This is a genomic window from Pseudomonas sp. CIP-10 (assembly GCF_020911845.1).
Lineage (GTDB): Bacteria > Pseudomonadota > Gammaproteobacteria > Pseudomonadales > Pseudomonadaceae > Aquipseudomonas > Aquipseudomonas alloputida.
Genome location: NZ_CP087160.1, coordinates 326,815 through 350,361 on the forward strand (window position 1 = coordinate 326,815; position 23,547 = coordinate 350,361).

General features: G+C 61.3%; 20 protein-coding genes and 1 tRNA gene. 9 read left to right on the forward strand and 12 right to left on the reverse strand.

Annotated elements, in window-relative coordinates; genetic code table 11:
* Positions 1-10: 10 nt before the first annotated feature.
* Positions 11-673 carry a GMP/IMP nucleotidase gene (yrfG, locus tag LMH93_RS01430; RefSeq protein ID WP_108191474.1) on the reverse strand — a complete coding sequence of 221 codons (663 nt, stop codon included), beginning with the start codon at positions 671-673 and terminating at the stop codon, positions 11-13.
* A gap of 64 nt (positions 674-737) precedes the next feature.
* On the opposite strand from yrfG, the gene nudE reads away from it, so the two are divergent.
* On the forward strand, positions 738-1,304 hold the full coding sequence (gene nudE / locus LMH93_RS01435) for an ADP compounds hydrolase NudE (RefSeq protein ID WP_003255794.1): 567 nt from the start codon (positions 738-740) through the stop codon (positions 1,302-1,304).
* Positions 1,301-2,119, forward strand: coding sequence for a 3'(2'),5'-bisphosphate nucleotidase CysQ (gene cysQ, locus LMH93_RS01440; RefSeq protein ID WP_003255792.1), 819 nt, complete (start codon positions 1,301-1,303; stop codon positions 2,117-2,119). The genes nudE and cysQ overlap by 4 nt, the downstream gene beginning before the upstream one ends.
* A gap of 151 nt (positions 2,120-2,270) precedes the next feature.
* On the opposite strand, the gene LMH93_RS01445 is transcribed toward cysQ, so the two are convergent.
* From LMH93_RS01445 to rfbC, 4 genes are read right to left on the reverse strand one after another with little or no spacing between them, the layout of a single operon-like run.
* Positions 2,271-2,726 carry a thioesterase domain-containing protein gene (locus LMH93_RS01445; protein WP_108191475.1) on the reverse strand — a complete coding sequence of 152 codons (456 nt, stop codon included), beginning with the start codon at positions 2,724-2,726 and terminating at the stop codon, positions 2,271-2,273.
* Positions 2,726-4,132: a sigma-54-dependent transcriptional regulator gene (locus tag LMH93_RS01450; protein ID WP_014589347.1), complete on the reverse strand. Its 1,407-nt coding sequence runs from the start codon at positions 4,130-4,132 to the stop codon at positions 2,726-2,728. The genes LMH93_RS01445 and LMH93_RS01450 overlap by 1 nt, the downstream gene beginning before the upstream one ends.
* Entirely contained in the window at positions 4,129-5,943 is a 1,815-nt protein-coding gene (locus LMH93_RS01455; protein WP_004575931.1) for a sensor histidine kinase, read from the reverse strand. The genes LMH93_RS01450 and LMH93_RS01455 overlap by 4 nt, the downstream gene beginning before the upstream one ends.
* A 42-nt stretch (positions 5,944-5,985) precedes the next feature.
* On the reverse strand, positions 5,986-6,531 hold the full coding sequence (rfbC, locus tag LMH93_RS01460; RefSeq protein ID WP_003255787.1) for a dTDP-4-dehydrorhamnose 3,5-epimerase: 546 nt from the start codon (positions 6,529-6,531) through the stop codon (positions 5,986-5,988).
* A 277-nt stretch (positions 6,532-6,808) separates the two neighbouring features.
* Between rfbC and aguA the strand changes: the two genes are divergently transcribed.
* Both aguA and LMH93_RS01470 read left to right on the forward strand, forming a co-directional pair.
* A complete protein-coding gene (aguA, locus tag LMH93_RS01465) occupies positions 6,809-7,915 on the forward strand; it encodes an agmatine deiminase (protein ID WP_047603203.1) in 1,107 nt (368 codons plus the stop codon).
* Between the two features lie 194 nt (positions 7,916-8,109).
* Positions 8,110-8,316: a hypothetical protein gene (locus tag LMH93_RS01470; RefSeq protein ID WP_033726529.1), complete on the forward strand. Its 207-nt coding sequence runs from the start codon at positions 8,110-8,112 to the stop codon at positions 8,314-8,316.
* Positions 8,317-8,382: 66 nt separating this feature from the next.
* On the opposite strand, the gene LMH93_RS01475 is transcribed toward LMH93_RS01470, so the two are convergent.
* On the reverse strand, positions 8,383-10,452 hold the full coding sequence (locus tag LMH93_RS01475) for a TonB-dependent receptor (RefSeq protein ID WP_230064784.1): 2,070 nt from the start codon (positions 10,450-10,452) through the stop codon (positions 8,383-8,385).
* A gap of 474 nt (positions 10,453-10,926) precedes the next feature.
* Here LMH93_RS01475 and LMH93_RS01480 point away from each other — a divergent pair, with 474 nt between their 5' ends.
* Complete coding sequence (locus LMH93_RS01480; protein ID WP_003255784.1) at positions 10,927-12,246, forward strand: OprD family porin; 1,320 nt, start codon at positions 10,927-10,929, stop codon at positions 12,244-12,246.
* 30 nt (positions 12,247-12,276) lie between these two features.
* Here LMH93_RS01480 and LMH93_RS01485 read toward each other — a convergent pair whose 3' ends face one another.
* From LMH93_RS01485 to LMH93_RS01495, 3 genes are all read right to left on the reverse strand, one after another.
* Positions 12,277-13,944 (reverse strand): FMN-binding glutamate synthase family protein, encoded by a 1,668-nt coding sequence (locus LMH93_RS01485; RefSeq protein ID WP_003255783.1) that lies wholly within the window; start codon positions 13,942-13,944, stop codon positions 12,277-12,279.
* Positions 13,945-14,189: 245 nt separating this feature from the next.
* Entirely contained in the window at positions 14,190-15,557 is a 1,368-nt protein-coding gene (locus LMH93_RS01490; protein WP_064615109.1) for an ATP-binding protein, read from the reverse strand.
* A 1-nt stretch (position 15,558) separates the two neighbouring features.
* A complete protein-coding gene (locus tag LMH93_RS01495; RefSeq protein ID WP_003255781.1) occupies positions 15,559-16,278 on the reverse strand; it encodes a response regulator in 720 nt (239 codons plus the stop codon).
* 140 nt (positions 16,279-16,418) lie between these two features.
* On the opposite strand from LMH93_RS01495, the gene LMH93_RS01500 reads away from it, so the two are divergent.
* Complete coding sequence (locus LMH93_RS01500) at positions 16,419-18,716, forward strand: TonB-dependent siderophore receptor (protein ID WP_003255779.1); 2,298 nt, start codon at positions 16,419-16,421, stop codon at positions 18,714-18,716.
* Positions 18,717-18,883: 167 nt separating this feature from the next.
* Here LMH93_RS01500 and LMH93_RS01505 read toward each other — a convergent pair whose 3' ends face one another.
* Positions 18,884-19,090 (reverse strand): DUF3079 domain-containing protein, encoded by a 207-nt coding sequence (locus tag LMH93_RS01505; protein ID WP_014860378.1) that lies wholly within the window; start codon positions 19,088-19,090, stop codon positions 18,884-18,886.
* A 183-nt stretch (positions 19,091-19,273) separates the two neighbouring features.
* Here LMH93_RS01505 and LMH93_RS01510 point away from each other — a divergent pair, with 183 nt between their 5' ends.
* The 3 genes from LMH93_RS01510 (at position 19,274) to LMH93_RS01520 (ending at position 21,658) form a co-directional block, all read left to right on the forward strand.
* Positions 19,274-20,881, forward strand: a complete 1,608-nt coding sequence (locus tag LMH93_RS01510; protein ID WP_442800192.1) for a diguanylate cyclase domain-containing protein — start codon at positions 19,274-19,276, stop codon at positions 20,879-20,881.
* Positions 20,882-20,987: 106 nt separating this feature from the next.
* A complete protein-coding gene (locus LMH93_RS01515) occupies positions 20,988-21,218 on the forward strand; it encodes a DUF4160 domain-containing protein (RefSeq protein WP_230064785.1) in 231 nt (76 codons plus the stop codon).
* The gene (locus tag LMH93_RS01520) at positions 21,206-21,658 is read left to right on the forward strand and encodes a DUF2442 domain-containing protein (RefSeq protein WP_230064786.1); all 453 of its coding nucleotides are present in this window, start codon (positions 21,206-21,208) and stop codon (positions 21,656-21,658) included. The genes LMH93_RS01515 and LMH93_RS01520 overlap by 13 nt, the downstream gene beginning before the upstream one ends.
* 264 nt (positions 21,659-21,922) lie before the next feature.
* On the opposite strand, the gene LMH93_RS01525 is transcribed toward LMH93_RS01520, so the two are convergent.
* Positions 21,923-22,035: transfer RNA gene (locus tag LMH93_RS01525), tRNA-Thr, on the reverse strand.
* A gap of 61 nt (positions 22,036-22,096) precedes the next feature.
* Positions 22,097-23,449, reverse strand: coding sequence for a Fic family protein (locus LMH93_RS01530; protein ID WP_442800200.1), 1,353 nt, complete (start codon positions 23,447-23,449; stop codon positions 22,097-22,099).
* Between the last annotated feature and the right edge of the window lie 98 nt (positions 23,450-23,547).

The following is a 23,547-nucleotide window of genomic DNA, read 5'->3' on the forward strand; positions in this document are numbered from 1 at the left end:
GAAGAGGGCCTCATAGGCCTACCAGTAACTCCCGGTAATCCTCGACCGCCGCAAACTCTTCAGTATCCCGCGGCCCTGCTTTGCTATCTGGCTGGCGCACCGCCAGCAAGTGCCCCACACCAAACCGCCGTGCACTGCGCAGAATCGCCAGCGTGTCATCAATGAACAGGCTGCGTTCCGGTTCGAAGCCGATATCCGCCCGCAGGGCATCCCAGAACTGCGGGCTTTCCTTCGGGTAGCCATAGTCGTGCGAGCTGATCAGCCGCTCGAAGTACGGTGCAAGCTCCACCCGTTCCAGCTTCAGCGACAGCGAGTCACGGTGGGCATTGGTGATCATCACGACACGCTTGCCGGCCTGGCGAATCGCCGCCAGGAAGGTATCGGCATCCGGGCGCAGGGCAATCAGGTCGGCAATTTCCCGCTTCAGCTCGCGAATGGGCAGGCGTAGCTCGCGGCTCCAGAAGTCCAGGCAGTACCAGTTCAATGTGCCGGCATTGCGTTCGAACAGCGGTTGCAGCTCCATTTCCGCCATGGCCCGGCTAACACCGTGCAGCTCGGCATAGCGCTGGGGCAGGTGGTCCAGCCAGAAGCGGTTGTCGTAATGCAGGTCGAGCAGGGTGCCATCCATGTCCAGCAGGACGGTATCGATGGCAGACCAGGGAAGAACAGGCATGGGAAACTCTCGATCAGTCGGCAAGCCACGGTATAGTAACCCGTTCACGCCAAGGAGCCGCCCCATGCGCCAGAAACCCACCGTACTCAGCCGCGAAATTGTCGCCAGTAGCCGCCTGTTCCGCGTCGAAGCCGTACAGCTGCGCTTCAGCAATGGCGCCGAGCGCACCTATGAGCGCCTGGTGGGCCGGGGTAACGGCTACGGCGCGGTGATGATCGTGGCCATGCTCGATGCCGAGCACGCCGTGCTGGTGGAGGAATACTGCGGTGGCACCGATGAATACGAGCTGTCGTTGCCCAAGGGCCTGATCGAGCCGGGCGAAGACGTGCTGGCGGCAGCCGACCGGGAGCTCAAGGAAGAAGCCGGTTTTGGCGCACGCCAGCTGGAGCACCTGACGGAACTGTCGCTGTCGCCGGGCTACATGAGCCAGAAGATTCAGGTGGTGCTGGCCAGCGACCTGTACGAAGAGCGCCTGGAAGGCGACGAGCCCGAGCCGATGCGGGTCGACAAGGTCAACCTGCGTGAGTTGTCGGCCTTGGCCATGCATCCGCAGTTCACCGAGGGCCGCGCCCTGGCGGCGCTGTACCTGGCCCGTGACCTGCTGATTCAGCGGGGGCTGCTGGAGCTATGAACGACCTGCAACTGATGCACGAAGTGGTCAAGCTGGCGCTGACGGCAGGCGAGGCGATCCTGCCATTCTGGCGCGCCGATGTCGCGGTAACCAACAAGGCCGACGATTCGCCGGTTACCGCCGCCGACCTGGCCGCGCACCGGGTAATTGCCGATGGTCTGCTGGCGCTGGCGCCGCAGATTCCGGTGCTGTCCGAAGAGGACTGCAATATTGCGCTGGCCGAGCGGCAAAGCTGGAGCCGCTGGTGGCTGGTCGATCCGCTGGATGGCACCAAGGAATTCATTGCCGGCAGTGAAGAGTTCACGGTCAACATTGCTCTGATCGAGAACGGCGAGGTGGTGTTTGGCGTGGTGTCGATGCCCACCAATGGGCGCTGCTATTTTGGTGGGCGCGGCATGGGGGCCTGGCGTGCAGATGCCGGTGAGGCAGCCCAGCTGATCCAAGTACGCAACGCACCCGCGCAGGGCGAGCGTTTTACCGTGGTGGCCAGCCGTCGGCATTCCAGCCCGGAGCAGGAAGCGCTGTTGGCCGGCCTTGGGGCTGCGGTGGGCGAACTGGAGCTGGCCAATATCGGCAGTTCGTTGAAGTTCTGCCTGCTGGCTGAGGGCAGCGCAGACTGCTATCCGCGCCTGGCGCCGACTTCGCAGTGGGACACTGCTGCGGCGCAGGGTGTGGTGGAGGGGGCCGGTGGCGAAGTGATCGGGCTGGATGGCTTGCCGTTCCGGTATCCGCCGCGCGAGTCGCTGCTCAACCCGCATTTCCTGGCATTGCCTGCCAATGCTGCATGGCGCCAGGCCTTCCTGAACCTCATCTAACTGCCTGGCACGATCCTGTGGGAGCGGCCTTGCGTCGCGAAAGGGCCGCAAAGCGGCCCCGGCAATTCTGGCGGCGAAGCTGAAATCCTGGGGCCGCTTTGCGGCCCTATCGCGACGCAAGGCCGCTCCCACAAAGGCCGCGTTAGTCGTACTAGCGGTGCAGAACGTACTGGCCGCTGAATTTCACCGCAGGCTCGTCACTTCCGGCATTGCTCACGGTGGTTTCCAACGTCAACCGCGCCCGCCCACGGCGCTGGTACAGGGTCAGGAACCGCTCCCAGGTTTTATCGTCCGGCGCGGCACAACGCGCCACTGCCGTGCCGGTCACTGGCAACGGGTAGCTGATCTGCCCTTCCTGGATGACGATATGCCCGTCATCGATCCCCAGTTCGCGCAGGCGCAGGTGCAGCCAGCCCCAACCCACCAGCACTGCTGCGCAGTACAGGCTGCCGCCGAACATGGTGCTTTTGTGGTTGACGTTGGCCGCCAGCGGCAGTTGCAGGCGCAGGGTGTGCTGCTGCCAATCGATCACTTCCAGGCCCATTTCGCGGGTCAGGGGGATGTCGCTGTGCAGTACGGACTGCAGGTATTGGCTATCGGTGCTCATTAACGGTTGTCCTCTTGATCGTCATGCCCGCCGCTGCCGCCGTCGAAGTTCAAGCCATGCTTGCGCAGCTTGTCATGCAGGGTTTTGCGGGGGATACCCAGTGCTTCGGCCAGGCTCCGCATGGAGCCGTGTGGCTGGGCCAGTTCGGCGGCGATCAGCGAACGTTCGAACTGCTCGACCTGTTCGCTGAGGTTGCCGCTGAGCATGGGCGCTGCCGGCGCTGCTGCCGAGGGTGCCTGGCCATCGAGTGCCAGTTCCAGGCCAAGGGCGAAACGCTCGGCGGCGTTCTGTAGCTCGCGGACGTTGCCTGGCCAGTCATGACGCAGCAGCAGGGCGCGTTGCGCGGGTTGCAGCGCATGCGGCGACAGGCCATGACGTTGGCTGGCAGCATCGGCGAAATGCTGGAACAACACCAATATGTCGTCGCCGCGTTCACGCAGTGGCGGAATACGCAGCGGCGCCACGTTCAGGCGGTAATACAGGTCCGCGCGGAAACGCCCTTGGTCGGCAGCCTGACGCAGGTCTTCCTTGGTGGCGGCTATGATGCGGATGTCCAGCGGGATCAACTGGTTGCCGCCCAGGCGTTCGACCACCCGCTCCTGCAGCATGCGCAGTAGCTTCACCTGCACATCCAGGCTCATGCTCTCGATTTCGTCGAGGAACAGCGTGCCGCCGTTGGCAAATTCGAACTTGCCGATACGGCGTTTCTGCGCGCCGGTGAACGCACCGGGCTCGTGGCCGAACAGTTCGCTTTCGACCACCGACTCGGCCAGCGCGCCGGCGTTGATCGCCACGAACGGCCCTTCGCTGCGGCTGGACAGGTCGTGCAGCGCGCGGGCCACCACCTCTTTGCCAGCGCCCGTCTCACCCAGAATCAACACGTCGGCGCGGGTGCCGGCCAAGGCGCCGATCTGCTCGCGCAGGCGCAGCATGGCCGGTGAATGGCCGACCAGGCGGGTTGCCAGTTGCTGGCGGTCGCTCAGTGCCAGGCGCAGGCTACGGTTGTCCAGCACCAGTCGGCGCAAGGCCAGGGCGCGGCGTACGCTGTCGAGCAGGGCGTCTGTGGCAAAGGGTTTTTCCAGGAAGTCATAAGCCCCGGCACGCATCGCCTGCACCGCCAGCGGCACATCGCCATGGCCGGTTATCAGCAGCACCGGCAGTTCGCTGTCGCGGCCGTGCAGTTGTTCCAGCAACTGCAGGCCATCGATGCCCGGCATGCGGATGTCGCTGACCACCACGCCGGGCCAGTCGGCCTCGATACGTTCGGCCAGGCCTTGGGCCTCGGCCAGGGCGACTACCTTGAGCCCAGCCAGGTCCAGGGTCTGGCTCAAGGCTTGGCGCAGGTGGGGGTCATCGTCGACCAGGATGACCTGGGCTCGGCTGTCGATCAGTGTCTCGGTGGTCATGCCGAGGGGTCCTCCGAATTGGGCAAAGTAGCGCCAGATGCGGCCACACGCAGCTGGAGGGTCAGCATTGCACCACCTTCCGGGTGGTTGGCCAGCAGCAGTTCACCGCCCAGGGCGCGCATCAGGCTTTCACAGATGGCCAGCCCCAGGCCCAAGCCCTGGGTACGGGTCTTGGTGGTGAAAAACGGCTCCTTGGCGTGCTCCAGGGCCTGGCGGCTGAAGCCGGGTCCGTTGTCACGGATGTACAGGTAGACGCAGTCATCACGCTGCTCGGCACTTAGCCACAGGCGGCGCGGGTTGGCTTTTTCGGTCAGGGCGTCGAGGGCATTGGCCAGCAGGTTGCCTAGCACCTGGCGCAGGCGCGTTTCGCCGGCCTGTACCCACAAGGTGGCTTCCGGCAGGTCGCGGATCAGCTCTACGGCCATCGCCCGGCGGCGCTTGGCAAGCAGCGCCAGGGCATCGTCCAGGGCCGGCTGCAGGGCAACGCTCTCCGGGGCATGGCGGTCACGACGGGCGAAGGCACGCAGGTGGGCAATGATCGAGGCCATGCGCCCGGTCAGCTCGCCGATCAGCTTGAGGTTGCCGCGGGCGTCTTCGGTACGTTGGTGGTCGAGCAGGATCTCGGCATTTTCTGCGTAGCTGCGGATGGCGGCCAGGGGCTGGTTCAACTCATGGCTGATACTGGCCGACATGGTGCCGAGCACCGACAGCTTGCCGGCCTGCACCAGTTCGTCCTGTGCGCGCACTGCCTCTTGCTGAGCGTTTTCGCGCTCCAGCACGGCATTTTTCAGGCGGGTATTCAGGCCTTCAAGGTCGGCGGTGCGTTCGGCCACGCGCTTTTCCAGTTCCTGGCGGCCACGGGCTTCGAAGTCGATGCGGTCGATGTAATGGCGCCGCCGTTGCATCACCAGGCCTGCCAGCAACATCAGTACCAGCAGCGTGCCGGCACCGATGGCCATTACCGTCTGCACCGAGCGATCAACCAGCGTGCGCGGGGCAAGGATGCTGACTTGCCAGCCAGTTTCCTTGATGTCGCGGGTCTGGGTGATCCAGGCCTGCGGGTTGAGAACCAACGGCTGTGGGGCTTGGGTCGGATAGGGCTGGATGGCGATGATGGCCTGGCGCTCGGCGTCGGTCAGCGTGCGGGTAGCACGGAAGCGCCAGTCGGGCCGTGAAGTCAGGATGACCACGCCATTGTGATCGGTCAGCAGCAGCTGCTCGGGCGTACGGCCCCACAGGGTTTCGGTGTGGTCGAGATCGACCTTGACCACCAGCACCCCGACGATCCGCTCGCGGTCCCGCACGGCCGCGGCAAAGAAGTAGCCGCGCTTGGCCGAGGTGGTGCCCTGGCCGAAGAAGCGGCCCAGGTGGCCAGCCATGGCTTCGTTGAAGTAGGGGCGGAAGGCGAAGTTTCGGCCGACGAAGCTGTCGTGCTTGTCCCAATTCGAGGCGGCCAAGGTGTTGCCGCTGACGTCCATCAGGTACATCACCTCGGCACCGGTCTGCTGCACGATGTCCTTGAGCAGGCGGTTGGCGTTGGTCACCGCTTCCAGGCGGAAAGGATCGGCCAGCACGCCACGCAGCGCCGGCAAGTCGCCGAGAATTTGCGGCAAGGTCTCGTAGCGGTGCAGGGTGCCGAGCAGGTTGGCCACATACAGGTCGAGGGTCTGGCGGTTCTGCGAGGCCAGTTCTTCCTGGTAATAGCGTTCGGCCAAGTGATGCAGGGGCCACAGTAATGGGGCCAAGATCAGCGCCAGCAGGGCCAGGCTGCGCCAGCGGGGACGGCGTGGGGGCGTGGGCTTTGCAATCATCAGGTAAATGCGCCAGAAAAGTCTGACGCAATTATGCGCTAGTTAAGGCAGCAGTTCCGCCTCTGCCAATGGCAGGCCTACCTTGTCCTTGTCCGACAACAGCGGAGGCTGCTGCAGCCCCCAGTCGATGGCCAGTTGCGGGTCGTCCCAGCGGATGCAGCGGTCGGCGCCCGGGTTGTAGTAGTCGGTGGTCTTGTAGAGGAACTCGGCCGATTCACTCATCACCGCAAAACCGTGGGCGAAGCCAGGCGGAATCCACAGCTGGCGATGGTTGTCGGCTGACAGGTGCACCGCGACCCATTTGCCGAATGTTGGCGAGCTTTTGCGCACGTCCACGGCGATATCGCGGATCTCCCCGTGCACCACGCGCACCAGCTTGCCCTGGGTGTTTGCCACCTGGTAGTGCAGCCCACGCAGCACGCCCTTGATGGAGCGCGAGTGGTTGTCCTGAACGAACTCCACGTTCACGCCGGTTTGCTGTGAGAACTCACGGGCGTTGAATGCCTCGAAGAAAAAACCACGGCTGTCAGCGAACACCTTCGGCTCGATGATCAGTACTTCAGGGATTGCTGTAGGGATGATGTTCATAGCGGCTCGCTGGCCCGTCGTTCAAGTATTGACCCTAGTCGGCCTTGCCGGAAATTTCCGCGCGTAGCTGTAACAGGATGCATAAGGTGTGGCTATGGTAGACAGCAGGCCGCTCCTTTCACCAGACCAGCGCTGACTGGTATCGATTGTTATCGATTTAAATTCGCCGAATGGCGCGGCATTCTTCGATTATCAGGCTTCAAATATCGATATATATCGGTTATAAATTGGCAAACGCCCCAGCACCCCCGGCTCAGGGCCATCACAGAGGTCACCCATGAAAACCCTCAACTCCACGCCCCGTGCCGATGGTTTCCACATGCCCGCCGAGTGGGCCCCGCAGACTCAGGTGTGGATGGTCTGGCCGGAGCGCCCGGACAACTGGCGCCTGGGCGGCAAGCCGGCGCAGGCTGCCCACGTAACCCTGGCCAAAGCCATTGCCCGTTTCGAACCTGTGACCGTCGCGGCCTCCGCCGGCCAGTACGAAAACGCCCGGCGCCAACTCGACCAGCCGAACATTCGTGTGGTTGAAATCAGCAACGACGATGCCTGGGTGCGTGATACCGGCCCGACCTTTGTCATCGACGGCCATGGCGAAGTGCGCGGTGTCGATTGGGGCTTCAATGCCTGGGGCGGCTTCGACGGCGGCCTGTACGCACCCTGGAACCGCGACGAGGAACTGGCCGCCAAGGTGCTGGAAATGGAGCGCTGCCAGCGCTACCAGACCGAAGGTTTTGTGCTTGAAGGTGGTTCGATCCACGTAGACGGTGAAGGCACCGTGATCACCACTGAGGAATGCCTGCTCAACCGCAACCGCAACCCGCACCTGAGCCGCGAGCAGATCGAAGCGGTGCTGCGCGATCACTTGGCGGTCGACACCGTGGTATGGCTGCCTGATGGCTTGTACAACGACGAAACCGACGGTCACGTCGACAACTTCTGCTGTTACGTGCGCCCGGGCGAAGTGTTACTGGCCTGGACCGATGATTCCAACGACCCCAACTATGCGCGCTGCCACGCGGCCATGGATGTGCTGAAGAACACCCGCGACGCCAAGGGCCGCGAGTTCATCGTGCACAAGATGCCGATCCCGGGCCCGCTGTACGCCACCGCCGAAGAGTGCGCCGGTGTCGACCAGGTCGCCGGCAGCCAGGAGCGTGACCCGTCGGTGCGCCTGGCGGGTTCGTACGTGAACTTCCTGATTGTTAACGGTGGCATCATTGCCCCAAGCTTCGACGACCCGGCAGATGCCGAAGCCAGAGCGATCCTGGCAAGGATCTTCCCCGACCATGAGGTGGTGATGATCCCGGGCCGCGAGCTGCTCTTGGGGGGCGGCAACATCCACTGCCTGACCCAACAGCAGCCGGCGCCGGTCAAGCGCTGAGCGCGTGATGAATAAAGAGGCCCGTCCTGTGACGGGCCTCTTTTTTGCGCGGGCGACGCCCGGAGGCCCGAGCTGGCATACGTTTTGTATTGTTTTTCAAGCAGATAGCGAGATGGCACGGCCAAGCCGCGCCTCTGATCTGTAACAATACCTACGTAAATTAGCCGCTCACGGGCCAGGGAGTACGTGTGGACATGAACGCAGCAAGTGAGTCGGCTTTGCGCCCATCGGCAGTTGATCGCCAATCGCTCAGGCTTTTGGCGAAGCGGTTGAAACACCATGGAAGCATCAGGGTCAGGACGACCGACTCGACCGACCCACGACGTCTGCTTGCCGGGCGATACCCCCAAGGGTTGATCAGCGAAGCAGAGATGCAGGCGCTGATGGCGGTGTGGCACTGATTGATGGCACCTGTACCTGCCTCTTCGCAGGCATGCTCGCGAAGAGGCAGGTACAGGCAACTAAGATCAGAAACTGTAGCTACCCGTCACCACAAGGCTACGCGGATCGCCCACCTGGATCTGCGCCGCACTGGTCGCCGAGCTGTAGTAGGTCTTGTCAGCAATGTTGCTCAATGCCGCCCGCACATCCCAGTCATGGGTCCGATACCCCGCCAGTGCATCCCAACGGCCATACCCTGGCAATACCGTGGTGTTCTGGTTGTCCGCATAACGTTCGCCCACCAGTGTCAGCCCGGTTTCGGCGTACCACCCCAGTTCTGGCTTCCAGGTCACGAACAGGCTGCCATTGCGCTTGGCCACGTCATTGATGCGGTTGCCTTCCTGGCCGTTATTGTCCTTGACGATGATCGCATCCTGCAGGCCAATGCCGCCGCGTACATACCAGTTGCCGACGATGTTGCCGGTGGCAGTCAGCTCGATGCCGCGCGAACGTTGCATGCCGCTGAGCAAGATGATGTTCGGGTCGTTCGGGTCGCGGGTGCGGCGGTTGTAAAGTTCCAGCTCGTAGATGGCCAGGGTGGTGGTCAGGCGCTGGTCGAGCCAGTCACTTTTCACCCCGATTTCCTTCTGCCGGGTCTGCTCCGGACGGGTGTCGTTGGTATTGCCCGGCGCCCCCGGGGTGATGCCGATCAAGCCTCCGCCCACCGGCGAGAAAGTCTTGCTCCACGAGGCGTAGAACGAATGGTCGCGCCATGGCGTGTAGACCACGCCCAGGCGTGGGCTGGTGCTGTTGCTGTCCTGCGGTTCGCGCAAGCCATCCTTGTTGGTGGTTTCCACTTCGAACTGGTCAAAGCGTACGCCGGCGAGAACCTGCCACTGATCGTTCAGGCGAATCTGGTCCTGCAGATAAACCCCGCGGCTGTCGACCACGGTGTGGTTGTTGCTCGATACCGCCAACGTACCATTGTGCGGCTGGCTGGGTTTGCCCAGGCCTGGCAGGTTCTGGCTGCCGGCACTGTATAGCAGCGGGTCGCGCCGCTGGTTGCCGAACTCCAGGCCCAGCAGCAGCTTGTGTTCAAGGCCCAAGGTGTCGAAGTCGCCCTCGGCCTCCAGGTTGTTGAACAGGTTGCGGGTGTTCAGGTCCTGCTGCCAGCGTTGGCGGGTCAAGGTATTGGTGCCGGCGTTGTAGCCCGTGACATAGGTGTTGTCGAACTCGCTGTCGAGTTTGAACAGGCCCAGGGTGTGGCGCAGCTGCCAGGTTTCGTTCAACTGGTAGTTCAGGCGCGAGCGCAGCGATTGGGCGCGGTCGTCAATGTAGTCGCGATGGTCGCCGTAGGTGGCGCTGCGGCTGACGTCTGCCGGGCGGCCGTTGACACTCGGGATGCCGCGGTCTGGTGTGCGGTTGTAGCGGCTGTATTCATACTGCACCAGCCAGTTCAGGTCGGGGGTGATCTGCCAGCTGATCGACGGGGCGAACAGTTGGCGGCTACCGTCAATACCCTCGCGAAAGCTGTTGTTGTCCTGGTTGCCCATGTTCAGGCGCAGGCTGACCGTGTCGCTGGGGTCTGCGCTGAGGTCGGCATACAGGCTGCGCAGGTCTTCGCTGCCGGCCTGCGCTTCGATGGTCGAGCGGCGACCCGGCTCTGGTGCCTTGCTGACCCTGTTGACGATGCCGCCCTGGCTGCCACGGCCATACAGTACCGCTGCAGGCCCCTTCAGCACTTCGACCCGCTCGATGTTGTGCAGGTCGCGGATGTACTGGCTGTCGTCGCGAATACCGTCCAGATAGAAGTCGTTGCTGGCCTCGAAGCCGCGGATGCGTACGCTGTCAAAACGGGTGTCGGCGCCGCTGCTGACGTTGGGGATACCCTCCAGCGCCTTGCCCAGCGTGTTGCTGCCGTAATCCAGCACATTGGCGGTTTTCACCGTATCGATGGCCTGCGGCACATAACGCACGGGCGTCGAGGTGCGGGTTGCGGTGCTCACCTCCTTGACCCGCGGGTTGTCCTTCTCGCGTTCGCTCTCGGCGGTAACCGACGACTCCGGCAGTGTGGTGGTGGCGGCACTGGCCAGGCTGGCGCTGAAAAGCAGCGACAGGCCAAGCGTCAGGGGTGAAAGACGGCAGGGTACAAGCATGGGCACATCCGGAACGGGCAGTTGAAAATAAAGTGCGGATGGTAATGCTTGTTATTTGCTCTCGCTCGGCTATTTGTAAAGGGTTGTCTTTACATATGTGTCAGTTTGTAACTACCTCTACGGCCACGCTTTGCCTGCTTTCAGGAAATTGTCCGCTCGATCAAAAGGCAATTTCCTACACAAGATAAATTGCCCGCTGATAGCGCAAACCTGCATGGAAATGCACCAGACAGGCCGGTAATTTTGGTTATATCAACCTGCATTTCACGACTTTTTGACATTTGTAATCGCACACGGCTAGGATTCGGCCAACGCCAGCTGGCCATGTTATTGGCCAAGCTGCTGCCAAGGGCCGCCGTGAACTTACCGGTCGGCCCGCCCGGCTGGATCCGCATAGCGTCGAACCTACGAAGGGGCGTTGGTTCCTGGCGTCATATTGCAGAGCGTTTTTGATTAAGAAATAAGGAAAACAACATGTTGAAAACCAGGATCAGCCTGGTCGCCCTGGCGATGATCGCCGCGACCCAGGCTCAGGCCAATGACCAGGCTGACAGCAAGGGCTTCATCGAGGACAGTCACGCCAACGTCCTTCTGCGCAACGCCTACATCAACCGTGACAAGAAGCATGGCACCGACGACCAGATCGAATGGGGCCAGGCGTTCATCGCCAACTTCTCCTCCGGTTTCACCCAGGGCACCGTTGGCGTCGGTGTTGACGCATTCGGCCTGTACGCCGTGCGCCTGGATGGTGGCAAAGGCCACAACGGTGGTGGCGGCGTCGACTTCTTCAAACCGCACGAAACCACCAATGCCGAAGGCAACGCCAGCTCGCCGCACAACCTGGCGCGTGGTGGTGCTGCTGTGAAATTCCGCATTTCCAACACCGTGCTGAAGTACGGTGACCAGATGCCAGCACTGCCAGTGCTGCAGTACGACGATGCACGTCTGCTGCCAGAAAGCTTCACCGGCACCCTGATCACCTCCAAAGAGATCCAGGGCCTGGAACTGAACGCCGGCCGCTTCACCCAGGAAGCGCGCAAGAGCGCCGAGCGCCGTGATGGTGGTGGCCTGAAGTCGATCAACGTCTTAGGTGGCAGCTACAAGTTCACCGACAACTTCACCGCTTCGCTGTACACCGCCGACAACGAAGATGTGATGAAGAAGCACTACCTGGGCTTGAACTACGTCTTCCCGATCGCCAGCGACCAGTCCCTGACCCTGGACTTCAACGGCTACAAGTCGGACATCAACAACAAGTACGTAAAAGCCGCAGGCCTGAACGGCGATTCCAACACCATCTGGAGCCTTGCAGCCACCTACGCATACGGTGCGCACTCGTTCACCCTCGCTCACCAGCGCAGCACCGGCAGCACTGGCTACAACTACGGCTTCTACCAGAACGCCGGCGGCGTGGGTGACGGTGGTTCCACCATCTACCTGGCCAACTCGTACTGGTCCGACTTCAACGCCGAAGACGAGCGCTCCTGGCAGCTTGGCTACGGCCTGGACTTCGGTGCCTATGGCATTCCGGGCCTGACCTACAAGCTGGCTTACGTGGTGGGTGACAACATCAACACCCGTAACGTCGCCAACCCGCAAGGCTTCGGCGAAGGTAAAGAGCGCGAGATCTTCAACCAGATCCGTTACGTGGTGCAGGACGGCCCGGCCAAGGACCTGTCGATCAAACTGCGTAGCTCGTTCTTGCGTACCAACAACGCCGTGCAGCAGAACGGTTACAACGACGACGGCAACGAAGTCCGCGTATTCGTCGAGTACCCGATCAGCATCTTCTGATTCTGATCTGATGTATCGAACAGCCCCGGCCTATGCCGGGGCTGTCTCTTTTCGGCGAACGGTTACTGGTTGAGCCGGCGCTGGGCTTACGGTCTCCGGCGCAAAACTGTCGCTACGCGCCATCCGCCACATCCGCGCATAAAACTCGCTTTCGATCGAGCCACTGAGTAATTCGCCCGGCTTGAGGAATGTGTGCAAGTCCGAAAACAACCCGATTTCGCTGGGGCTGATGCGCCGTGCCAGGTGCTTGGGCTTGAGCTCCGAAGGGTGCTCCAGGCCTGCGGCAGCCAACATCTCGGCCAGTGCGTGCAGTGTGTTGCGGTGGAAGCTGGCCACCCGCTCGGCCTTGTCTGGCACCACCAGGGCGCGCTGGCGCAGAGGGTCTTGGGTCGCCACGCCGGTCGGGCACTTGTTGGTGTGGCAGCTCTGCGACTGAATGCAGCCAATGGCAAACATGAAGCCGCGTGCCGAGTTGACCCAGTCAGCGCCGATGGCCAATACGCTGGCAATGTCGAAGGCGCTGACGATCTTGCCCGCCGCACCAATGCGGATGCTGGAGCGCAGGTTCAGGCCGACCAACGTGTTGTGCACGAACATCAGGCCTTCGCGCATCGGCACGCCCATGTTGTCGCTGAACTCGCGAGGTGCCGCGCCGGTGCCGCCTTCCTTGCCATCGACAACGATGAAGTCAGGGGTGATGCCGGTGGCGAGCATGGCCTTGGCAATGCCCATGAATTCCCAAGGGTGGCCCAGGCAGAACTTGAAGCCCACGGGTTTGCCGCCCGAAAGCTCGCGCAGGCCGGCTACGAACTGCAGCAGCTCGACCGGCGTGCGGAAGGCGCTGTGCGCCGCCGGCGAGATGCAGTCCTCGCCTACACGTACGCCACGGGTCTCGGCAATTTCGGGGCTGACCTTGTGCCCCGGTAAAATGCCGCCGTGGCCAGGCTTGGCGCCCTGGCTGAGCTTGATCTCGATCATCTTCACCTGTGCCGAGCGGGCCTGTTCGGCGAAGCGCTGTGGGTCGAAACGACCGTCCTCGGTGCGGCAGCCGAAGTAGCCGCTGCCAATTTCCCAGATCAGGTCGCCGCCGTGTTCACGGTGGTACGGGCTGATACTGCCTTCGCCGGTGTCATGGGCAAACCGGCCCATGCGCGCGCCGCGGTTGAGCGCAGCGATGGCGTTGGCGCTGAGGGCGCCGAAACTCATCGCCGAGATGTTGAAGATCGAGGCCGAGTAGGGCACTCGGCATTGCGGCCCGCCGATGGCAATGCGGAACGACGCAGGGTCTGGCGTGGCCACCGGTAGCATGGAATGGCTGATGAATTCGAAACCAGGTTTGTAGGCGTCGTTGAGCGTGCCGAACGCTTTCTCGGCGCTTTCGTTCTTGGCACGGGCGTAGACCAGCGAGCGTTGCGAGCGGGAGAACGGCAGCTTGTCGTCGTCACCTTCGATCAGGTACTGGCGGATTTCCGGGCGGATGGTTTCGATCAGGTAACGGATATTGCCCAGGATCGGGTAGTTGCGTCGCACCGCATGGTGGCTTTGGCGCAGGTCATTCAGGCCGACCAGGCTGAGCAGCGCGGTGATCAGCGTTACCGGCCACAGCCAGGCATGCTGGGCCAGCAGGGGCAGGCTGGCGAAGGTGAAGGCAAGGCAGAGTACGAAGCAGGCGTAGCGGCTGGGAAGAGAGTGTTTCATGGGTCCATCGCAGGCAGGATGACCGGGCCTAGGATAGGCAAACGCAGGGGACGGAAAACCTGGGTAATCGGTAAAAGACTGTTACCTGATTGCGAACTCCCAGGTCTGCGCAGCCCTATTTTGTGGGAGCGGCCTTGTGTCGCGATGGGCTGCGCAGCAGCCCCAGATATTGGTGTCACGGCACTAATCGTCGGGGCTGCTGCGCAGCCCATCGCGACACAAGGCCGCTTCCACAGAAGATCGCGTTAGCCTGGCAGCAGTATGCTGACCCGCAACCCACCGCTCTCACGGTTCGACAGCATCAGCTCACCCCCATGGCTGGTGGCGATCCGCTGGGCAATGCTCAACCCCAACCCATATCCGCCGGACGCCTGGTTACGCGACCCGTCACCGCGCACGAAGGGGTCGGTAATGGTCGCCAGCAGGCCCGGGGCAATCCCTGGCCCGCAGTCGTCGATATGGATCAATACACCTGTGGTGGCCCGTTCCAACGTGACCGAAATGTTCTTGGCGTAGCGCAACGCGTTGACCAACAAGTTTTGCAGGCAGCGCTGCAACAGCAAGGCATCTACCCGCAAGTTGCCCGCCTTGCCGTGCACCGGAAGTGGTTCTGCGGCAGTGGCCAGGTCCGCACACTGGCGCGCGACCAATCGGTCCAGGTCCACCTGCTGCAGATTCCGCTGCTCCCCCGCACGCAGGTAGTCCAGAACCTGACCGATCATATCGTCCATCTGCGTGATGTTCTGCCGCAAGCGCTGGCGGTGTTCGTCATCGGGTAAGCGCTCCAGACGCAGGCGCATGCGGGTGAGTGGGGTGCGCAGGTCATGAGACACGGCGGCCAGGAAGTAGGCCTTGTCGTTGACCATGGCAATCAGCCGCTGCTGCATCGCGTTGAACGCCTGCGCCGCCTGGCGCACTTCCTCCGGGCCATCCAGTGCCAGGGGTGGCTGCTCGAGGTTGCTGCCCAGGCCGCGTGCGGCATCGGCCAGGCGCCGCAACGGGCGCAGGCACAGGCGCACGGCAACCAGGCATACCAGCAACACCGCGACGATGCGCAGCGCATACACCCGCAGCAGGTAATCGCTGATCAGCACCCAGGCCGACTCGCCGCTCCAGCCCTGCAGTTCCTGGCCCGCAACGGTCAGCCAGTGGCCATCGGCCAGCGGCACCGCGAACTGGATATGCGCCTGGGCTGTGCGCAGGCCGAACAGGCTGCGCCAGACGATCGGCTGGCCCAGTTCGTCGGTGAGTTGCACGTTCATCAGGCGCACGTCCTGGGCATGCCCCAGCTCGTACTTCAGGGCCTGCTGCAACAACAGCTCGACCCGCCTGTGTCCGCGGCGCTCGTCATGCTCTTGCGCAGGCAGGCTTTCGACGCAGTGAAGCTGGTAGTGGGCTGGCGCCTGCAGCGTACCGCCGTGGCAGTCGGCCTGGGCAATCAGGGGGGCGCTGCGTGCAGCAACCAGTCGCACGGGCACCTCTAGCGCCTGAGCGAAACGCACATCGAACCAGATGCTGCTCGACATCAACTGGATCACCAGCGTGCCACTGACCATGATCAGCAGCAGTTGACCAAACAAGGTGCGGGGCCATAGCCGGTGAAACCAGCGCATGTCAGGCACCGGCCGCGAGGGGGGCGAGACTCAGCAGGTAGCCTTCGTTACGGATGGTCAGGATTTGCGCGGTCCCCGCCGGCGCCCGGCGCAGCTGCTGGCGCAGGCGGCTGACACACATGTCCACGGAACGGTCGTCGGGCAGGTGGTCGCGGCCGAACGCGCTCCGGGTCAGTTGGTCACGGGAGACCACACGGTTGTTGGCTTCCAGCAGTTCGCGCAGCACGCGGTAGTCGGAGCGCGGCAGGGTCAGGGTCTCGCCATCCGGGCGGGTGAGCAGGCGCTTGACGTGTTCCAGGCGAAAGCCTGCGAACAGCTGGGCGTCCACCACGGGTTCTTCGGCAGAGGTGCCCAGGCGTTGCGGACGACGCAGTACGGCTTTGATCCGGGCGATCAGTTCGCGTGGTTCGAAGGGCTTGGCCAGATAGTCGTCGGCGCCTACTTCCAGGCCGATGATGCGGTCCAGCGTGCTGCCCTTGGCTGACAGCATGATCACTGCCAACCCAGGTGTGGCCTGCAACTGCCTGCACAGGCTAAGGCCGTCCTCGCCCGGCAGCATCAGGTCGAGCACCACCAGCTCCACTTTGTGCCGGGCCAGCTGGTCACGCATCTGTTGACCGTCGGCTGCCGCCAGCACGCTGTAGCCGGCATCGGTCAGGTAATCACAAAGAAGTTCGCGGATCTCGTCGTCATCATCGACAACCAGCAGGGTCGTGCTCATGCAGAAAAACACCTGTTAGGTGAGGGCCGGCGGCGCTCGTTACGTTCAATTACATCCCCGTACATGTCGGGTCTGGAGCCCGGAGGGCTGATCCCTAGAATCCTAACAAAAAATCATCTGCAAATACGAAGCCTTCCCAAATGAATCCCCAAAGCATCACGCCAGTGTTCACCCCCTTCAGTCAAAGCGGCAATTGCCTCAAGCCGCTGGCCTTCTGCGTCGCCGTCGCCATCAGCGGTGGTGCAGTGGCTGCCGACGGCAAACCCCTTGAACTCGACGCCACACAGATCGAAGACAGCGCAGTACTGCCTGCCGACGATGCCGGCCAGTTGGGCTACACGGTCGAGAGCACCCGCAGCTCCACTGGCCTGGCACTGACGCCACGGCAGACACCGCAATCGGTTACCACCATCACCCGCCAGCAGATGGATGACCGCGACATCCATACCATCGAGCAGGCATTGGAAACCGCCCCAGGCGTAACGGCCAACAAGTCCGAGGTGGGTGGGCGCACCGACTACCGCGCGCGTGGTTACTCGATCAGCAACTGGAAGGTTGATGGCCTGCAGACCCAGGGCGGCTCCGATTTCAGTGGCAGCGGCAATGCGCTGAACATGGACCTGTACGAACGCATCGACATCGTGCGCGGCGCCAACGGCCTGCTGGGCGGCACCGGCGACCCCTCGGCCACCGTCAACCTGATCCGCAAGGCACCGACCAAAACCTTCGGCGGCAGCGCTTATGCCACTTATGGCAGCTGGGACAAGCGTCGTCTGGGGGCGGACTTGAACCTGCCGCTGTCCGAAGATGGCCGCCTGCGTTCGCGCTTCGTGATGACCCAGCAGGATGCCAACTCCTTCCGCGACAACCAGTCCGAACGTTCCCGCGCCGCGTTGGCCAATTTCGAGTTCGACCTGGACGACGCCACTACCTTGGGCGCCGGTTACCAGTATGAATACAACAAGGTCGTGGGTGGCGGCTGGGGCGCGAACATCCCGATCTGGTACCGCGACGGCAGCAAGACCGACTTGCCGCGCAGCACCAACGTGGTGCCCAGCTGGAGCTTTGGCGAGTACACCACCCGCACTGCGTTCGGCTCGCTGGAGCACCGCTTCGACAACGACTGGACCCTGGACCTGAAAGCCGCCCAAGCCACCACCGAAGCCCTGAACCATCGCGGCCTTGCCAAGGTGAACTCAGCTGGGCGCGGCAGCTACGGTGGCTATTGGGACCAGGACGGCAGCGGCGCCGTGCTGAACGGTTTGCACAGCTCCAGCGACACCACCCAGCAGTCGGCGCAGATCGACCTGTCCGGCCCGTTCCAGCTGTTTGGCCGCACCCACCAGGCCATGGTCGGCTACAACGACAGCCGCACCGTCGGCTGGTCGCCTCAGTACACCTGCACCATGGTCGGCGACGGCATGACCAGCGCGCCTGCACTGGGTTGCCAGTTCCGCGCCAACAACGGCTTCCCGGTCACCGACTGGCACAATGGCGTGGATGACGACTACGACCTCATCGCCTCGCGCACCGGCCTTCACAGCAAGACCACCACTCGCCTGCAGGGCATGTACGCCGCCACCCGCCTGAGCATCACCGACCCGCTATCGGTAATCGTGGGCGTGCGCACCAGCAACTATTCCTCGGTCACCCGCAGCGTGGCTGGCGAGCGCAGCAGCCAGGAAGAAAACGGCATCGTCACCCCCTACCTGGGCGCGGTGTATGACCTCAACGACAACTACTCGGTGTATGCCAGCTACACCGATATCTTCACGCCGCAAACCTCTGAAACCAGCAGCGGCAGCAAGGTCGAGCCGATTCGTGGGCAAAGCTACGAGACCGGTATCAAGGGTGAGTGGTTCGATGGCCGCCTGAACGCCTCGGCGGCGTACTTCCGCACCAAGCAGGAAAACAAGGCCGTGTTGGACGGCGACCTGACCACCCCGACTGGCGGCAGCGCCTACAAGGCCGGCTCCGGGCAGGAAACCGACGGTATCGACCTGGAAGTCGCAGGCGCCCTGACCCCCAACTGGAACGTCTACGCCGGTTACACCTACCTGCACTTCCGCCGCGTCGACAGCGACGGCCGCAGCGACCCGTCGCACCTGTTCAAGGCCTCCACCACCTACCGCCTGAGCGGCCCGCTCGACCGCCTGACCCTGGGCGCCGGCGTGACTGCGCAGACCAACATCCGCGCCATCTCCAGCCCGGCTGGCCAGCCTACGAACGGTGTGAGCAATGGTGCCACTGACGTGAACTGGTCCGGTTATGCCATCTGGAATGCCATGGCCAAGTACCAGCTGACCGACAACACCAGTGTCAGCCTCAACGCCAACAACCTGTTCGACAAGCACTACTACAGCCAGTACGGGTTCTATGCCGGGGCGATCTACGGCGACCCGCGTAACCTGTCGTTGACGGTAAGCACCGCGTTCTGATCAAGCCCTTCCACAAGGCCTGGCGCTGTACCTGTAGGAGCGGGTTCACCCGCGAACACCGGCGCAGCCGGTGCCTGCACGCGCATCGCCAGCTTCGCGGGCAAGCCCGGTCCCATAGAGCCAGCGCTGGGTTCAAGGCCTGCGCTGGGCCGCCAAGCGGCCCTTTCTTACCTGGGCTCTACCGCTTGCCCTGGATCAACCGGCTTCTCCAGCTGGCCCTCGAAGCTATCCCAATCCTCGCCAAACAGCTCCACCGGATGCATGGTCCGGTCTGCGCCATTGCCACAGGCTAGCGCCTTGGCAGGGCAGTACAGGTCGCAACCCCAGCAGATTCGCTCGGGGTGGCGAGGGTTTGTGGGGAATCTCTTGGCCATGCTCATCCTCCCTCAGGGCTGCCTGTTCTGAACGTAAACTCCTCGCCCAGCCCGTCGTTTGACCGCCATCAATCCATTGGCGATCCACTGAGGTGAATGTCTTACAATCTAGCGAGCCTCGCCTTGGCGGGGTATCGCAGGGTCGATGATGCACATTGCTGTATCGCAAAAGGAGTTGCTTTGGTGCCCCATTCAACCGGCAAGCGCGGCGTGAGTTACGATCCGTCGCAGCGGCGGCAACGCAGGGACATTCCATCCATCGTGCGCCGGGTGACGCTAGGCGTTGTGGTCGTCTGGTTGGCACTTGTGGCAAGCCTGAGCGGGTGGGTAGCGCAGCGCCTTACGGCAGAAGAACTCGACAACCTGGCGGCAGGCGCCGAATACGAAGCCCAGATCACGGGGCGAGTCGTAGACCGCCTGTTCACCGAGATGGCCAGCGTGGCCAACATGGTGGCCCGTCAAAGCGAGGTGATCCAACTCGCTGCCCGATATCGCCATGATCCGCCCGGTTTCGCGGCACTCACGCGTGAGGAGCGCGCTTCGAAGTTCACCCGTGACCCGCTGGTGCGAAGCGTGGGTGATTTCATGGATAGATTGGCCAGTGATCTTCACTATGCCCGTATCTACATGAACAACCTCTCAGACGATACGGTGACGGCCAGCAACTGGGCGGAGTCATTCAGCATCGTTGGCCAGATCTATACGGGCAGGGCGTACCTCCTCGACGCATTGCGCACCGGCAGTGGTGAAATGTTCGGCATTGCCCGCCTGAACAAAACCCCCTCCTATTTCGTAGCCAGCCGCATCGACGATGCTGACGGCAAGCCACTCGGCTCTGTCACGGTCAAGTTCGATGCCCCGGACATCGCCCTTTACCTGACAGGGCGTCACATTGCCTTGATTGTGAACCGTCAGGGGCGCGTGACCACCGCGTCCAGCGAACCCTTCATGCTGCGTAACGTGGCGACACTGCTCCCGCCCGATATTCGCAGGCCTCTGGATGGCGACGAAGAGCCGGGCGAGCCCATGGATATCCGCGCAGTGGCAGCCGCGGCTCAGGCCGATCAATGGCTCATTGGCGGGCACCCTTATCTGGTGCATCGCCAGCCCCTGAACGACGCGCAATATCAGCTGCTGACGCTGGCAAAGCTTGATCACCTGCAGCCGATGCGTCAGCAGTACTACTGGACCGGAGCCTCTGTGGCAGCGCTCGGGTTGATCTTGATCTTGCTCTCCAGCCGTGTGGCCGGGCAGATGCTATTGCGCCGCCAGGAAGAACGCTATGCAGCCAACTATGACGCGCTGACCGGGTTGAAGAACCGGCGTGCGATCCTGGCTGCCTTGCATCGGCATTTCGCGTTGGCGAAGCGAACGGGGCAGGGGGTGCTGGTGGCATTTATCGACCTCGACGAATTCAAGGCGATCAACGACACCTACGGGCACGAGGTGGGGGACAAGTTCCTGATCGAAGGCAGCCGGCGCTTGCAGGGCGGGTTGCGGGCAACAGATGAACTTGGGCGCTGGGGTGGTGACGAGTTCGTTGTGATCGGCTTGACCGCTTCGATCAACCCGGACGAAATGGCCAAAACTGCCGCAGCGATGCGCAGACGGCTGGTGCCGCTGCTGATTGGTAGCTACGAATTTGACGACTGTCGGTTTGATTATGTGGGTGCGAGTTTTGGTATTACGAGTGTTGATCCCGCTGCGACTTCGCTGCAGGCCGCGCTTAAAGCGGCGGATCAGTTGATGTATGCCGATAAAGAGGTGCGGCGGGGGTTGCGGACGGTTTGAGAGGGGGAGGGCGGGCATAACGGCACCCACCTTTCGGTGAGAGTTCTCTGGGTAACTTCACAGCCGGTCGGTTACCGTATCGCCAAATTGGCGATACGATCATGCCATGTCTACCAAATACCGATATCGCGACAAGTACCGCATCGAGCCAAGGGAAAGGGATCATCTACCACCCCACGTTCACCTTACGGGCGGTGGGGTGGATGTGGTGATCAGTCTGGAATCTGTGACTGTTAGCCAAGGCAGGGCACCTGCGAAAGTGGTGCAAGAAGCCCTGGCCTGGGTGGCGGCCAATCAGGCCGATTTGTTGAAGGAGTGGATGAAATGGCATCGATGAAACGTCCCCGTCTGAAGGGTGTACAACCTCGATCGGGCGCTAGCCTTGAGCTTACCTTTACCAATGGTCAGCATTTCACCCTGGATATGAGTGATGCGCTCAAGACGTATCCTGGATTGGCGCCACTGTCCAAGCGCAAAGCGTTTGAAGGCGTCGTATTGGGTGACGGAGGATGGTCGGTGGAGTGGCCAGCGCTGGATATTCAGATTGGTGCGGACACCCTGCTACTGGACGCGCTTGCCCAGAGCGCACCTGATGAAAATACCCGAGTTTTCATTCGCTGGCGCTTGCGGCACCGGATGACGCTCGACCAGGCAGCCGAAGCGCTGAGAGTCAGCGCCCGCAGCATCAGCCGCTACAGCAGTGGTCGTGAAGCGGTACCACGCACATTGGCGCTGGCTTGCCTGGGGTGGGAGAGCTTGGAGCAAAGAGCCGCCTGATAGGGCTTTCTGACGCTTGTGGGAGGGCTGAGGTTTCGCTGTTCCGGTCTGAGATTGCCAGGGCCGCTTTGCGGCCCATCGCGGCGCAAGGCTGCTCCCACAGAAGACGCGACTTACTGGCGAATCCAGTTCTCTGCGCGACGTTGGAGAACAGGCGGAACGCAAACCATCGCGGAGGGGGTTGCCGGAACACCTTTGAGAACGCCGTAGCTGAAAGCCGAAAAGGCCCACCTTTCGGTGAGCCCTTTTTGATACTGCGTAGGGTGCGGCACCAGGAATCGAACCCGGGACCTACTGATTACAAGAAAGTTGCTTACTACTTTTAAATCAATGGGTTATAGAGTTTCGTGGTACGTGTTCACGCCGTTAAGCGCCGCAAATCATCAGATCTTCGACCCGACTGGTACGTGGTGACATCGCTGCCCACTCTGGTCGTGCCTAACTCTTCCAGGTTTTCATGATTTTCTCGCTGTCATACATACTGTAAACCCATTCATTTTTAAATTTTTCTTTCCTGAAAATACCCAGTTCTACGAGCCCATTTAGCGCGTTCGCAGCAGTGTTGTAAGCGCATCTTAAGTTTTCCTTAACATTTGTAATTGTAAACTCAGATGCAACACCCTGTTTTGCTACGTTAAGTATGATTCTCTGTTTTTCTGAAATTTTTGCGTAGAGTCCTGACTGAAAGAGGAAGGCATTGAACTTCATTATGGATTCAGCGGTTTTTTCGTATGTAGAGTTGAATTTGCTTATCGCTCTAGCTACAACTCTGCACTGATAATCTAGGAAATATGTTAAGTCCATATTGTCGGTTTCAGTGTACAGGTAGCTTTTCCCATATTGTATTTGCGCTTTTTTTAGCAAGGTGCTGATAGCAATGTACCTAAAGCCGCTGAAGCCCTTCTTGAACATGAACCAGTAGAAAAGTGACCGTGCTACCCTCCCGTTTCCATCGTGGAAAGGATGCTCGTATCCTATGGCAAAGTGTAAAATGATAGCTTTGATAAGAGGATGCATATAGTCCTTGCTTAACGCGTCGGTATGATCCTTGTTTATCCACTCACACAGCGCAACGATCCTGCCGTGCAGCCCTGCGACTGGCGGGGGCTGATGCACTATCTGGCCATTATCCCCAACAACAACATCGTCGCTATTTTTAAATGTACCAGGATGATATTTGTCGTCGTCAATTCCTTCGACGCCGATTTTATGTAATTCAGTTATAAGATCTTCGGTTAGATCCTTATCTCTGTTTTCCCAAGCGTAGTTCATCATTTTATAGTTGCCGATAATCATTTTTTCATCGGCTGACCGGGGGCCCTTGTTTCTCTTCAAAAGGTCTTTTGCAGCTTTTGTAGTTGTGGCTGCCCCCTCAAGTTGACTGCTGCTTATCGCTTCATCTTCTACGAGGTCATTTAAAAGGTATTGAAGGTGCTTGCCTTCGCCAATCTTTGAGCACATCCATTCAAGCTGGGCTGTCGTTGTGTGTTGATCGCACTTCGAGACTGCTAAGTGCATGGCAGGGGTGTACATGTACTGGCATGTTTGTGCCGGATCCCCGAGTACTATCGCAGGGGTTAGTTGACTTACTCTTGAAAACTTTATGACTGACCATGCTAACGCTGCATCCAGCCCTTTTGGAAACCGGAACCGCCATTCGTCAAAATGGAGGTACCGGCCTTTGGAGTCCAAAGGGTGTACCAGTTCCATGTACTGGCCTATCTGAGCCTTGTGCTCTTCGATAATGGGCTGGAACGGATTGGCTATGACTGGAGGCGGCCGTTTGATGATGCTCATTTCAAAAATTCCTCTATTTGAAATGGAGACTACATCAAAGGGATGTCCGTTTCAATTTCATGAAAAACTGAAACGGACCAATTTCACTAGCA